General features: G+C 38.0%; 15 protein-coding genes. 2 read left to right on the top strand and 13 right to left on the bottom strand.

What is annotated here, in order from left to right; genetic code table 11:
- Positions 1–78: 78 nt before the first annotated feature.
- From atpB to ABC228_RS08795, 11 genes are all read right to left on the bottom strand, one after another.
- Entirely contained in the window at positions 79–801 is a 723-nt protein-coding gene (atpB, locus tag ABC228_RS08845) for a F0F1 ATP synthase subunit A (protein ID WP_345824756.1), read from the bottom strand.
- Between the two features lie 17 nt (positions 802–818).
- Positions 819–1,193 (bottom strand): ATP synthase subunit I, encoded by a 375-nt coding sequence (locus tag ABC228_RS08840; RefSeq protein ID WP_345824755.1) that lies wholly within the window; start codon positions 1,191–1,193, stop codon positions 819–821.
- A 3-nt stretch (positions 1,194–1,196) separates the two neighbouring features.
- Positions 1,197–1,325 (bottom strand): AtpZ/AtpI family protein, encoded by a 129-nt coding sequence (locus ABC228_RS19130; RefSeq protein WP_345824754.1) that lies wholly within the window; start codon positions 1,323–1,325, stop codon positions 1,197–1,199.
- A 544-nt stretch (positions 1,326–1,869) separates the two neighbouring features.
- The gene (locus tag ABC228_RS08830; protein ID WP_345824753.1) at positions 1,870–4,086 is read right to left on the bottom strand and encodes a S8 family serine peptidase; all 2,217 of its coding nucleotides are present in this window, start codon (positions 4,084–4,086) and stop codon (positions 1,870–1,872) included.
- Between the two features lie 182 nt (positions 4,087–4,268).
- A complete protein-coding gene (wecB, locus tag ABC228_RS08825; RefSeq protein ID WP_345824751.1) occupies positions 4,269–5,381 on the bottom strand; it encodes a non-hydrolyzing UDP-N-acetylglucosamine 2-epimerase in 1,113 nt (370 codons plus the stop codon).
- Positions 5,382–5,408: 27 nt separating this feature from the next.
- Positions 5,409–6,038 carry a uracil phosphoribosyltransferase gene (gene upp, locus ABC228_RS08820; protein WP_345824750.1) on the bottom strand — a complete coding sequence of 210 codons (630 nt, stop codon included), beginning with the start codon at positions 6,036–6,038 and terminating at the stop codon, positions 5,409–5,411.
- Positions 6,039–6,395: 357 nt separating this feature from the next.
- On the bottom strand, positions 6,396–7,631 hold the full coding sequence (locus ABC228_RS08815; RefSeq protein WP_345824749.1) for a serine hydroxymethyltransferase: 1,236 nt from the start codon (positions 7,629–7,631) through the stop codon (positions 6,396–6,398).
- A 66-nt stretch (positions 7,632–7,697) separates the two neighbouring features.
- Entirely contained in the window at positions 7,698–8,273 is a 576-nt protein-coding gene (locus tag ABC228_RS08810) for a TIGR01440 family protein (RefSeq protein WP_345824748.1), read from the bottom strand.
- Between the two features lie 214 nt (positions 8,274–8,487).
- A complete protein-coding gene (gene rpiB, locus ABC228_RS08805; protein ID WP_345824747.1) occupies positions 8,488–8,943 on the bottom strand; it encodes a ribose 5-phosphate isomerase B in 456 nt (151 codons plus the stop codon).
- A gap of 42 nt (positions 8,944–8,985) precedes the next feature.
- On the bottom strand, positions 8,986–10,278 hold the full coding sequence (locus ABC228_RS08800; RefSeq protein ID WP_345824746.1) for a methyl-accepting chemotaxis protein: 1,293 nt from the start codon (positions 10,276–10,278) through the stop codon (positions 8,986–8,988).
- A gap of 21 nt (positions 10,279–10,299) precedes the next feature.
- Positions 10,300–10,902 carry a low molecular weight protein arginine phosphatase gene (locus ABC228_RS08795; RefSeq protein WP_345824745.1) on the bottom strand — a complete coding sequence of 201 codons (603 nt, stop codon included), beginning with the start codon at positions 10,900–10,902 and terminating at the stop codon, positions 10,300–10,302.
- Positions 10,903–11,305: 403 nt separating this feature from the next.
- Here ABC228_RS08795 and ABC228_RS08790 point away from each other — a divergent pair, with 403 nt between their 5' ends.
- On the top strand, positions 11,306–11,503 hold the full coding sequence (locus ABC228_RS08790; protein ID WP_345824744.1) for a DUF2187 family protein: 198 nt from the start codon (positions 11,306–11,308) through the stop codon (positions 11,501–11,503).
- A gap of 64 nt (positions 11,504–11,567) precedes the next feature.
- Here ABC228_RS08790 and ABC228_RS08785 read toward each other — a convergent pair whose 3' ends face one another.
- Together ABC228_RS08785 and ABC228_RS08780 are read right to left on the bottom strand one after the other, a co-directional pair.
- Positions 11,568–12,116 carry a manganese efflux pump MntP gene (locus tag ABC228_RS08785; RefSeq protein WP_345824743.1) on the bottom strand — a complete coding sequence of 183 codons (549 nt, stop codon included), beginning with the start codon at positions 12,114–12,116 and terminating at the stop codon, positions 11,568–11,570.
- Positions 12,117–12,258: 142 nt separating this feature from the next.
- On the bottom strand, positions 12,259–12,699 hold the full coding sequence (locus ABC228_RS08780) for an RrF2 family transcriptional regulator (RefSeq protein WP_345824742.1): 441 nt from the start codon (positions 12,697–12,699) through the stop codon (positions 12,259–12,261).
- Positions 12,700–12,839: 140 nt separating this feature from the next.
- Here ABC228_RS08780 and hmpA point away from each other — a divergent pair, with 140 nt between their 5' ends.
- Positions 12,840–14,066 carry an NO-inducible flavohemoprotein gene (hmpA, locus tag ABC228_RS08775; protein ID WP_345824741.1) on the top strand — a complete coding sequence of 409 codons (1,227 nt, stop codon included), beginning with the start codon at positions 12,840–12,842 and terminating at the stop codon, positions 14,064–14,066.
- Positions 14,067–14,131 lie beyond the last annotated feature (65 nt).

The raw sequence follows: 14,131 nt of genomic DNA, 5'->3' as shown, positions 1-14,131 counted from the left end.
CCTTAAGATATAAAATAATTTTTTTTTAATAATTTCCGGTTTTAACAGGAATTCTATTAAAACTGGTTAATTAAAATTCTAATGTTCTTCACTTACTTTGTGTGAAATGTACACCATTGAAAGCATCGTGAAGATAAATGCTTGGATTCCTCCAATGAAAATACTAAAGCCTTGCCATGCTAAGAATGGAATTGCTCCACCAATAAATCCCCAAACTCCAGAAGTTGTTAATCCAACTAATAACGCTAGAAGTACTTCACCAGCATATAGGTTACCGAATAGACGTAGACCTAAAGTTAGTGTGTTCGAGAACTCCTCAATAAGTTTAATTGGGAAAAATGGCCACATTGGTTGGATATAGTCTTTTAAATAGGCTTTTCCACCTCGAAGCTTAATTCCATAGAAATGAGATAATATAATTACCATTGCAGCTAGAGTAAGGGTAATGCCCGGATCTGCTGTTGGTGACTTCCACCAAACATCTCCGTGATATACGCCGTTTGTAATAACACCCAACATATTTCCGACTAGGATATAAGTGAAAAGTGTTAATGCTAATGGTAAGAATAGCTTTCCAGTTTTCCAATCCATTGTGTCATTGACGATTCCTTTTATAAAATCAAGAATCCATTCCATGACATTTTGTGCACCAGATGGTTTCATTTGTAACTTTCTAGCGCCTAAAACGGATAGGACGAAAACAATTAAGGATGTTACGATAATCATAAATACATTCGACAAATTGAAATCAAGCCAACTAATTCCAAAGACGTCGTGTACTATCGGTGCCCCATGATCCATACTTATTCACCCCTCTTTCAAGCACTATCCTTATTTTTGTACATCATAAAATCTATCATAATGACCAAATAAGAAGTCATTAATCCAATTATCACTGCAATCATATTAAAATACTCTTCATATCGAAGCGCGATAATGACTGCTAATGCTGCGGCAGCAAACCTTGAAATTGTACCTAGTCCTCGTGCTTTCTGTTTCTTTGCTATTGCTTCTGTAAATTCACTTATTTTCTTTTGTAATAGATATAGATTGTAGAAGCTTATGGTACTTCCTAAAAGAAGCCCGAGGAAAATACTTAAATAAGGAGTAAAACCTGCCCCAAGTACGAGAATTGCTAGAAGGTAAAACATCCATTTACGCTGTCGGGCCATTGTTTTTTCATTGTTAGTCATAAACTACTCTTCTCCCGCTCCTGTAAATTTCTTAACAACTGTAACCATTCCATAGATTCCAGTAGCAAGTCCTAGTAGAAGACCTATAATTGTGAAGGTAGGCCTTGTGGATACTAGTTTGTTGACATACATACTGTGTAAATCTTAGGAAACCTTTGCGTCGCCCAAGCCTTTGGGCGAATGCATTAGTTGCCCTTATACAAATAGACGGTTAACCATTTTACTATTTGTCAAGAATAGTTCCACCTGCTAAATTAGCAGAAACCGCACTTGTTCATACAACTGCTTGATGTGGCTTTTTCCCCACATGAAAAACTCCTCTTACAAGTTACATAGGGGGATACTAATTTCGGAGAGGCTCAAACTGCCAACTCTATGTATTATTTCAATGAACTACATACGAATTGCAGTTTAATGAAAACCTTATCATTCCACACTAAGCAAGTGTACCTTAGCAATAGTTTATTTGTCAATTGGTTTACCAGTTATTTTTACATATTTCGTACTTTCCAAATTTATCTAGACAAATACTATTTTTGCTAATTATGAAGCTATAATTATTCTATTTTATTATAACGAATGAACACCCTTTCTTTCGTGACATTTTTGTGAACATGGCATAAAAAATTGCGTATATAGGAGAGACTTGCTTCCGTCTCTCCTATAAATAATTTACTTAAAGGTCGGGGGCAATAATTAGCTCTGTCTCATAGCTTTCGTATTCCCCATTTTCAAGCTGTAGGGTAATAACCGCCAAATACCTTCCCGGTTTTCCAACATCTTTTTTCCTCATGTATCCTTCATTCATTCCAACCTTGACGTCTTCCATTCGGAACAAAGTCCGATCAAACAGTAGGGTAGTTGGATTGTATAACTCAACTTCTACACTTCTCACAGCTTCTGTTAAATAGACGCGATAAACAAATTCTTCATCAGAGAATGGCTTTAGTGAAAATTCAAAGCCACTTGCTTTTGGATAGTCTGCAGTCTTATTAATAAATAGATATGGTAAATGATACGTATTGTTATCTGACGTTAGCTCCAGCCAGCCCTGATGGATTCCTTTTTCCAATTGAGGAGATGTAACACTAAGTTCGATTGGAATCTTTCTCTTCTCCCCCGCTTCAACCGTGAATGAAAGCGGTAGATTCCAGCTTAATCCTTTTTGTTTACTTGGGATTCGAAAGGAATATTGCTGTTTTTTATTGGTTGTATTTTCTATTGTTATTTCTTCTTTCTCGGATCTTCGATACCCATCTATCTTTCCGAATGATAAGGATGAATGATGAATAATCGTTGGTGTTTCAATTGCCTGTTGTGGATCAATTCTTCCGGCGCCTTGAATAATCGGTTCTACCGGATTTCCATCCTTATCCTCTATTCTAATGGCAGTAGTCTTTAGTGCACCAAATAGCTGGTCATTGTTCCAATCAGGATGTGCTTCTTTCATTAAAGCTATCACACCGGACACATGTGGTGCAGCCATACTAGTACCTTGTAACGGCAAATATCCTCCAGGTACAGTGCTTAAGATGTTCGTTCCTGGTGCTAGTACATCTGGTTTAATCTCCCAATTCACTGTAACTGGTCCTCTTGAACTAAATGCAGCTATTCCACTTCGGGTTTCTTCATAAATCGTATCCATATATGGATGATTGTTTTGCGTTGCATATTTTACCAGCCATTCTCCTTCTTCCTTTGAAGCCGAGACAACTGGTATCTTTATTGGTACATCACGACCTGTAATAGCTCCTTGGAAACTACCTTCTTCATTGTTGTAGATGATCACAGCGATAGCTCCTTTATCTTCCGCTGCTTTAGCCAAATCATAAAACGGGATTTTCCCCCTTTGAATTAAGGCTATCTTCCCATCAAGCTCAGCTGTATTACTTGGCACGATTTCGTAGTCCATCGAGAATTCCCATGGTACAGATCCCATCATGGGAATAAGGGGGATTTTTCTGTCAGCCAAAGAATCATATAGCATTGGCACCCTCTCGGATTCTGCAAATGCTCCAACGGCTAATGCGTTGGAAGCAGTAGCCGGAGCTCCTACTGTCCAATTATCTGGGCCGCTATTCCCATTTGCTATAACAACGGCAATACCGAGCTCAGCCGCTCGATTAACAGCCTTACTTGTAGGATAATCTGGACCATTTACTGAATTCCCAAGTGACAAATTAATAATATCCACGCCATCCCGAACTGCCTGTTCCATTGCTGCAATTACCTGTACAGATGTACCGCTTCCACCTGGGCCTAATGCCCGATATGCTCTAATTTCTGCATTTGGTGCCACACCTTTCATACTTCCATTTGCTGCAATAATACCGGCCACATGACTCCCGTGTTCAGTGGGCATTCCTTCCGATTGCAGAGTTTCCATTGGATCATCATCCAAGTCTACTAAATCATATCCACCTATGTAATTTTTTTGTAAATCTGGATGATTATAATCCACTCCGGTATCGATTACCCCTACGGTGACCCCATTGCCAGTATAACTAGTATTATTTAACGCAGAGGGCAAGACAACATTACCATCGGTTTTCAGGTCTTCCATTTCTGTGTATTTTTGTTGGGTGTTGCCATTATTCGTTTGATAAACCTGTACGGTATGAACTGCCTTCACAAAATCAAGTGTACCCATCTTTGCTAAGTCATCAGGGGATCCTTTCAATGCGAGGCCATTAAACAATTTTTCATATGTAGCAATCACCTCAATAAAAGGGTGATAGGATTCTAAATATTGTCTATGTTCTTTTGGGTCTCCACCTACTTCAATAATAATCGACTGCTCATTCTCCTCTGCCGCTACAGCTGTAGATATGAGAAGAAAGTATCCCAATACTACAATGAAGAAAGCCATTCCAAAACGATAAAAGCCTTTCATGCTTTCTTTCCCCTCCTTCTCTACTAGCATTTGTATATAATGAAGTAATGATACATTTCATGTATAAAAACCAAGCGATGAGTATCTGTACAATAGATAGTTATTCAGGTATAAATTTACGTAAAACCGCTTCTAAAATAAAAAAACAGGAGATTCCCTATTAGGAAATCTCCTGAAATTTTTTACTTAAAATAGTTTTTTATAGCATCTGCAATTCGACGAGAGGCCTCACCATCACCATATGGATTCGAAGCCTTTGCCATTTCAGCATGTGCTTTTTCATTCGATAATAACTCATCTGCTAAACGGAAAATAGTATCCTCATCCGTTCCAGCTAGTTTCAACGTTCCAGCCTCAATTCCCTCTGGGCGTTCTGTTGTGTCTCGAAGAACAAGTACCGGAACACCAAGTGATGGCGCCTCTTCTTGCACCCCACCAGAATCCGTTAAGATTAAATGTGCTCTTGATGCAAAATTATGAAAATCAACCACATCCAATGGTTCAATCAATTGAATTCGTTCATCATTAGCCAAAATCTCATTAGCAGTTTCTCTAACTACTGGATTTAAATGCACCGGATAGACAATATGGATATCGTCGTGTTGTTCCACTAATCGTTTTATAGCACGAAACATCTGTTTCATATTGTTCCCTAGGTTTTCTCTACGATGTGCCGTCATCAATACAAGGCGCTTATCACCAATTCCATCTAAGATAGGATTAGAATAGCTTTCATTAACAGTAGTTGAAAGTGCATCAATCGCCGTGTTGCCGGTCACATATATTTGATCTTCCGACTTATTTTCCTTCAAAAGATTCTGCTTCGACTTTTCAGTTGGTGCAAAATGTAAATCAGCCAATACACCTGTGAGCTGACGATTCATCTCTTCTGGATACGGAGAATGTTTATTCCATGTTCTTAAGCCCGCTTCCACATGTCCGACAGCGATTTGGTTATAGTATGCAGCAAGTGACGCAGCAAACGTCGTACTTGTATCTCCATGAACAAGAACAATATCTGGCTTTGTTTCCTTCATTACGTCATCCAAGCCTTCTAATGCACGAGTTGTAATTTGGGCAAGCGTCTGCTTTTGCTTCATGATGTTCAAATCATAGTCTGGGGTAATGTTAAAAATAGTTAACACCTGATCTAACATTTCACGATGCTGAGCTGTTACTGTAACGATTGGTTCGAATTCCTCTAATCTATTTTGTAGCTCCAATACGAGAGGGGCCATTTTAATGGCTTCTGGTCTTGTCCCAAAAATCGTCATTACTTTGATGCGCTTTTGCATTCTATATCCACCCCGATATCACAAATATTATTTTGTACCAAACAAGCGGTCACCAGCATCCCCTAGACCGGGTACTATATAGGCATGATCATCTAATTTTTCATCGAGTGCAGCTAAATATATATCCACGTCTGGGTGCTCTTGCTTGACTGATTCAACGCCCTCTGGCGCAGCAATCAAACACATTAGACGAATGTTTTTTGCTCCACGTTTTTTTAGTGACTGAATCGCATCATTCGCAGAACCACCTGTCGCTAGCATTGGATCAATCACGATTAATTCACGCTCTTCAATATCTGAAGGCAATTTTATGTAATATTCCACCGGTTTTAATGTTTCAGGATCACGGTATAACCCAACATGTCCAACCTTTGCAGCAGGTATTAATTTCAGCATTCCGTCCACCATACCTAGACCCGCGCGTAGAATTGGGATTAAACCTATCTTCTTACCAGCTAATACCTTTGTATTTGCCGTTGTAACTGGTGTTTCAATAGTTGTTTCCGTTAGCGGTAAGTCTCGCGTAATTTCAAAAGCCATTAGCATCGCAACTTCATCCACTAGCTCACGAAATTCCTTCGTCCCTGTATGCTTATTTCGAATATAAGATAGTTTATGCTGGATCAACGGATGATCTAAAACATGTACATTTCCCATTCGGCGACCACTCCTTCATTATTAGTTATATCTTTAAAATTGTACTGAAAAAACTGCACTTATTCAAGGTTTACGTCGAAATTTGGTTTATTTTGGGTAATGCGTATGTTGGTTTGTAAATTAATGAGAATTTATAGGGGATTTGGCTATTAAACTAGTATTATTTTTACAGTTATAAAACTAGATTGATGTCGGGGAGAGATTATATCGGCGGTTTGGATGACTAATTCAGCGATTATATCTTTTTATCGGCTTATTTGCTATTTTATCAGCGATTCAACTGGGTATATCAGCGAATCGTAAAAAGTTATCCATACAACAAGAGGACACCCAATATGGTGTGTCCTCTCAATTATCTTATGCATATAATGGTGATTTTTCCGTTAAAGCTAGCACACGATCTGTTGCTTCCTTTAGAACAGCTTCATCTTCATGGTTTTTCAATGTTAACGAAATAATTGCTGCGATTTCACGCATTTCTGCTTCTTTAAAGCCTCGTGTCGTAACAGCTGGTGTTCCAATTCGAACACCACTTGTTACAAATGGGCTCTCCGTATCAAATGGAATTGTGTTTTTGTTGACTGTAATTCCAATTTCATCTAGCACATGCTCTGCCACTTTTCCAGATATTCCAAGTGGTGTTACATCTAGTAATAACAAATGATTATCCGTACCACCAGAAACAACTCGAATCCCTTCTTTTACGAGAGCTTCTCCAAGCGCTTTTGCATTGGAAATGATTTGTTTACAGTAGTTTTTGAATTCATCCGAAAGTGCTTCCTTGAATGCTGTCGCTTTAGCTGCAATGATATGCATTAATGGCCCACCTTGCATTCCTGGGAATACTGCTTTATCAATTTTTTTCGCATATTCCTCTTTACAAAGAATCATTCCACCACGTGGACCACGTAATGTTTTATGCGTAGTTGTCGTTACAAAGTCTGCATATGGAACTGGGTTTGGATGTAATCCAGCAGCAACAAGTCCAGCTATATGTGCCATATCTACCATTAAATAAGCACCGACTTCATCAGCTATCTCACGGAATTTTGCAAAATCAATCAATCTGGAGTATGCGCTAGCACCAGCAACAATTAATTTCGGCTGAACTTCTCTTGCCTTTTCCAGAACCGTGTTGTAGTTTAATTGTTCTGATTCTTCATCCACACCATAATCAACGAAGTTATATAAAGTTCCACTAAAGTTAACCGGGCTACCATGTGTTAAATGCCCACCGTGGTTTAAGTTCATTCCAAGAACTGTATCACCTGGCTCTAACACAGAGAAGTATACTGCCATATTTGCTTGAGCACCTGAGTGAGGTTGTACATTGGCATGCTCTGCACCAAATAAATCCTTTGCACGATCACGCGCTAAATTTTCGACCACATCAACATGTTCACAGCCACCATAATATCTTTTTCCTGGATAACCTTCTGCATACTTGTTTGTCAACACAGAACCCATTGCTTCCATTACTGCTTCCGATACGAAGTTTTCTGATGCAATTAGTTCAATTTTCGTTTGTTGACGCTTCTTTTCAGCTTGCATTGCCTCGTACAATTCTTGATCTGCTTGTTTCAAATGTTCCATTAGTAGTATCCTCCCTGTGTATCCATTTTTTTGTATATAATGAACTAGCTTCTAGTCATCACAACTTTATGTACAAGAATTTGAATCCTTTGATTCTTCATAGATCGCCCGTTGTCCGCCAATTAATTTTGGTCTGGTTTTTGCAGCATTAAGGCGGGCATTACCGATATAGCGATGATTAAATCTAACCGGAACAGCAACATGTTTGAGGTGCATGCCAATCATTGTCTCCCCAATGTCAACCCCTGCATGGGCACTGATATGCTCCACTACTACAGGCTCCTCCATCCGCTTATAAGCAAATGAAGCCATGGAACCTCCTGCTTTTGGAACAGGAATTACTGACACTTCATCTAGCTGAAATTTCTCCATTGTATCCCTTTCAACTACTAGTGCTCGGTTTAGGTGCTCACAGCATTGAAAAGCCAGATGTATCCCTGTCTTCTCTTTTAGCTGCTTCATTGCTGAAAATATATAAGCAGCAATCTCTTCACTTCCAGATGTACCAATACGCTCTCCAGCAACTTCACTTGTTGAGCAACCGATTACAAAAATAGAATCCTTTATTAGAAAATCTTCTTTTGTTATTTCGGATACGAAAGATTTTAAGTCGTGCTCTATCTTATTGAAGGTGTCTTGCATTCTACTCATCACCTTATACCTGGAATGATTTATTTCAAGGCCTACTTACAAGAATCTCACAACAATATTCATGATGAAAGATTCCTCGACCTTCTTCAAAAGTGAAACACTATTCAGCAGGAATTTTTCTATCCCCGCTGAATCTAAGCATTGCTTGGACATAAACCAAACTTATTCAGGTTTCACAATAAATGTTTACAGCTGTGATTTTATTTCACTTGACGGAAGAATTACTATCCTCATATGTTTTTATTTTATCGAGACGGTTCGCATGACGTCCACCATCAAAATCAGTCTTAAGCCAAGTTTTTACAATCTCTCTTGCCAGTCCTGGACCAATAACCCGCTCACCTAGCGCAATCATGTTTGAATCATTATGTTGACGAGTTAATTGAGCACTATATACATCATGTGTTAATGCACAACGAATACCGTTTACTTTATTGGCAGCAATCGACATTCCAATTCCTGTACCACATATAAGGATGCCACGGTCAAATTCTCCATTTGCTACACGTTCTGCAGCAGGTAATGCATAATCTGGATAATCTACGGAAGTCTCACAGCTACACCCTGTATCTTCATATTCGATACCCATTTCTTCTAGTAAGCTTTTCACTTCATTACGTATTGTCATACCTGCATGGTCGCCTGAAACAATAACTTTCATTCTGCTCGCTCCTTTTTCGCTGGTGTTTTATTTATGAACCTACTAATTAACTTTAAATTTTTGGATTTGTTGATTCAACCCATTTGCCTGTGACTCTAAATCATGAACGAGATCGTCTACTTTACCAATTGTAGCAGCTTGTTCCTGAATAGATGCATTAACTTCCTCTGTTCCAGCTGAAGTTTCCTGTGCAATTGCCGCAACCTCTTGTGACTGTGAAGCCGTTGCTTGTATGGACTCTAATTGCTTATTGACATAGGTTAAGATTCCATCAATCTCTTTTGCAACATCTTCTATGGATCCAGACATTTGCTCAATAGCTGCGTTTGTGACTGACCCATTTTCTGCCTCTTTTTGTGCATACTGTACGTTTTGATTGATCTTCTTAACAACTAAATTGACGTCCTCTTGAATTGCTTCAATAAGCTCTGAGATACGTTGAACAGCCTGAGCGCTCTGATCTGCTAGTTTTCTAATTTCCTCTGCTACAACAGCAAAGCCTTTCCCATGCTCACCAGCTCTAGCTGCTTCAATTGAAGCATTTAGCGCAAGAAGGTTTGTTTGTTCAGCGATCTCACCAACCATTGTAATAATTGATTCAACCTGCAACGCATTTTGCTTTAAATTATCTACGTCCTTTAGTGACACTTCTTGATCAGTCGCTAGTTTTTGAATTCCTTCAACTAATTGATTGACTACCTTTTTACTGCTGTTCAATGTTTCTAGCATTGTATTGGACTTTTCTTTCGATTCTCCGGCTTTTTCTTGTACTTTTTCTGCCAGTACTGTTGCTTCTTCTACTGACTCCACTGTATTTTGAATGGCCAAGGAAGAACTTTCTGCGCCTTTTGAAATCTCATCAATTGAGGCACTAATTTGGCTAGAATGCTGCGCTACCTCACTAGAAGCCACTCGTAATTGAACCACAGATTGGTTCGTGCTCTCAAAATGCACATCTATATTATGTACCATTTCCCTGAGATTCTTAAGCATCTTATCAAATGAAGTACTAAGAGCCTGGATTTCATCATCAGACTTTGGAATAGCAATTTCTTGATTCAAATTACCATCAGCTGCATCTGAAGCAACTTTTGCAAGACGGTTTAAAGGCCTTGTAATAAATCGTGCAGCAAAGTATGCTAACACCCCTGACCAGAATATACCTAATGCTAGTATAATGACCGTGTAAAGCTCCATTGATACTTGCCAAAATTCCACAACATAATCATAAAGAAAATACAGAAAAAAAGCACTAGTGGTGTACGTGATGATTGCCAAAATTGTGGTGAAAAACACTAGTTTTAACCTTAGACCAAAACGATATTTTTTGCTCATTCTGTTGTCCCCCAGCTTTTTCTATTTATATTTTTTCAGTAATAACTCGATATAACCCTCTAATTCATCTAATGTCTGTTGATAGGTGCTAAGGTCGCCACCAAATGGATCCGAGATATCGTAATTGATTAGATTACTTTCTAGCTGTTGAATTTTCTCGGCTTCAGGCTGCAAATGCTCTCTTAGCTTTTGTTCGAGTAATAGGTTGTCAAGCTTATGTTGGTTTTCCTTTATAAAACTCGATCGTTTCATTTCGTATTCGCCATAAACCTTCTTTAATTCATCCCATACCTTTTTATCGGAGTCAGAAACAAACTCCTTAAGGGTATAGTACTTATCTTGAAAATTTGGAAACTGCATAATTAGTGATTGCTTATGCTGAGTCGTCATCGTTAACACAACATCTGCCCAATTAAGGAGTTTTTCCTCAACCGGATTAGATAGATGATTTAACGGTATCCCCTTGATGTCTAACGCATGTAGTGCATGTTTCGACGCGCGTTGATTTTTCGCAGCAAAAATACCAGCTGATTTTACTTCTGCATCTGGCTTTTTAAATTTTAATAAAGCTTCAGCCATCGGACTACGGCAAGTATTCCCTGTACATACAAATAAAATTTTCATGAAAGTACCTCCATTTTCAATCCAGGCAACATTAACAAGACACCGTTTTCAATATACTTGTAATCATTATCATTTCTACCTAAAATATAACACAGAATAAGTTGTGTATGACAGAAAAAGAAGAAATATCATCTTCAGTAATCTGCATTATTCACAAATAGTTCATTTTACCCAGGAAAAAATAAGTAAATTGTCAAAAAATGGCGAAAAAACCTAGAAATTATAATCCAAAAGTATTACTATATAGTTAATCAAGTAATCGTAATTTGTTACCTTGTAACTAAATTTAGAGGGTGAATGATTAATAATTTGTCTTATCAATCATTAGAAACACTTCTAAATCATAAGTTGTGTTAACAACATTATTCTGCAATGCGAAAATCTTTCGGGAGGGGAACAAGGGATGAAGGAGTCAACAGTAACTGCAAATGTAGGGGACACGGTCCTTTTCGACAGAAAGAATAATCAGTATGAAGGAAAAGTATTTCAAGTAAGAGAGAACAGTGTGTTAGTTGAATTATCAAAGGATGCCGCTAACATCTTAGGATACGAAATGCCGAATACCGTTGTTAGACACGGAAAATATATGATCATATCTTAATATATTTGCGACATATCATAAATGACCGTCCCCTTGTTATTAGGAGACGGTCATTCTACGACGATTAAAATATGATATAAAGCCCAAATACACTTAAAATGCTCCCACCTAATATCTCACTATAGGCACCTAATACGCCATGAACTTTTCTTCCAAGAATCATCCCCGCCCATGTAAGCACCATACTAGCGACTCCAAACATAATCAATGTCAGGGCTGTTTTCACTCCGGAAAGTCCAAGACTAAGACCAACAGAAAAGCTATCTAAACTGACACTTAAAGCGAAAACAATAAGTTTAAAGCCATTTGTTTGGACAACTCTTCCTTCCTCATGATTAAATGCGGAAAACAACATGTGGGCACCAATACCAAAAAGCAGTAATCCTCCTGCTAATGTTGTTAATTCCCCAATCTGAGTTGAGATAAATTTGCCAACAATTATCCCGAGAAATGGCATAATGATATGAAACAAACCAATAACAATTCCAATAAAAGCAATGCGCTTCAGCCTAATTTTCTGCATCCCAATGCCGAGACTGATCGAAAATGCATCCATTCCTATAGCCACTGCCATAAATAATAATGATATGAACTCTGTCAATGTGTGGGTCATGAACCATCCTCCTAGGACATGCTTCTAAACTATATGCTTGTCCTAGGAGGTTTATGATAGTGAATGGGTATGTTTTAACGATGTGATGTGAATAAGCAATATGATAGTATTTCCGTTGCTAGGATGTAGCCACTTTACACCATTATTTATTTAGGCTCATTAAACCCAGTAATTCTTCTTCATTTTCAATTAAATCCTTTAATGTGACGTCATCTAAAACCCGGTAAAACGCATGTAATGCTTTATTTAGAACGTGCTTTAATGTACATCCAGGAGAAATAACACAATGATTCGTTCCCTTATCAAAGCATTCTAGTAAGGTAAAATCACTTTCTAGTACTCTAATTAATTTACCAATATTAATTTGATCCGCTTCCTTCGCTAATCGAATCCCACCATTTCGGCCACGAATACTTTCAATTAGTTCAAGCTTTGCCAAGCTATGAACGATTTTTCCTAAATGATTGTGAGAAATGTTATAGACATCTGATATTTCCTTTATACTTGCCAAGTCATCTTTTGACTTTAATCCCACAAAAATCAATACTCTAAGGCTATAATCGGTATATTTTTTAAGTTGCATGCATCCATTCTCCTTGTGTATTGCTTCACAATATTGTAACACAAATCTTCGTTTGCCTGGTTGTTGATCAACTAATTTAAAGTATACAATAAACATGTATTTTAAATACATCTTTTAATTTAAAAAGGGAGTGCATGTTTATGGCAACCTCAACAGTAAAATTAGATCAAGATACCATTCGTATTATTAAATCAACCGTTCCGGTATTAAAAGAGCATGGTGTAATTATTACGAAACACTTCTACCAAATGATGTTTGAAAACCATCCAGAACTAAAGAATATCTTTAATCAAACGAATCAGCGGAAAGGTGACCAACCAAAGGCACTAGCAAACACAGTTTATGCTGCTGCACAATACATCGATAATCTAGAAGCTATTTTACCAGTAGTAAAGCAAATAGCTGAAAAACATAGAAGCTTAAATATTAAGCCTGAGCATTATCCTATAGTTGGTGAGAATCTACTTCTTGCTATTAAGGATGTTTTAGGCGATGCAGCAACCGATGAAATCATTTCTGCTTGGGAAAAAGCATACGGTGTTATCGCTGATGCCTTTATTTCGGTTGAAAGAGAAATGTATGAAGAAGTAAAACATACAACAGGTGGTTGGATTGATTACCGAGAATTTAAAGTTGTGAAGAAAGTTCAAGAAAGTGATGTTATAACATCCTTTTATTTAGAACCAGTGGATGGAGAAGTCTTTCCAACATTTAAAGCTGGACAGTATATTACAGTGAAGGCCGTAATGGAAGATCAACCATATGAGCATTTGCGGCAATATAGCTTGTCCTGTGCACCAGGTGAAAGCTATTACCGTATTAGTGTAAAACGAGAAGAGGCACTGGGAGATTACCCTGACGGTATTGTATCGAACTACTTACACAACAGTGTTCAAGTAGGATCTATCCTACCGATTAGCGCGCCTGCAGGGGACTTTGTACTAGATGAAGATGATCCTAGACCACTGGTTTTAATTAGTGGTGGTGTTGGATTAACACCAATGGTGAGCATGCTTGAAACAACGATTAAGAATAATCCAAAACGAGAAGTGTTCTACATTCATGCCGCACAATCAAGTACCTATCACGCTATGAAGGATCGTATTCTAGAAATTTCAGAACAGCATCAACAAGTGAAAAGTTTCACGCTATATGATAAACCTATAGAAGGAGATGTCTATGACCGAGCAGGATATATCAATTCTGATTGGCTTAACGCCATTCTTCCTACAAATGATGCAGCGTTCTATTTCTGTGGACCAAAAGGATTTATGCGTGCCACCTATCAAATATTGAACCAAATAGGAGTAAAAGAAGAAGACATCCATTACGAGATCTTTGGTCCATCTGAAGATATTACAAACTAACAGGAAAAAGCTGTCTTTTAAGGGATATAGATTATCCTTTAAAAACAGCTTTTTATATTACTAGA

The organism is Ornithinibacillus xuwenensis (assembly GCF_039614845.1).
Taxonomy (GTDB): domain Bacteria; phylum Bacillota; class Bacilli; order Bacillales; family Amphibacillaceae; genus Ornithinibacillus; species Ornithinibacillus xuwenensis.
The sequence above is the reverse complement of the archived record's forward strand: the minus strand, read 5'-3'. Positions and strand labels throughout refer to the sequence as shown.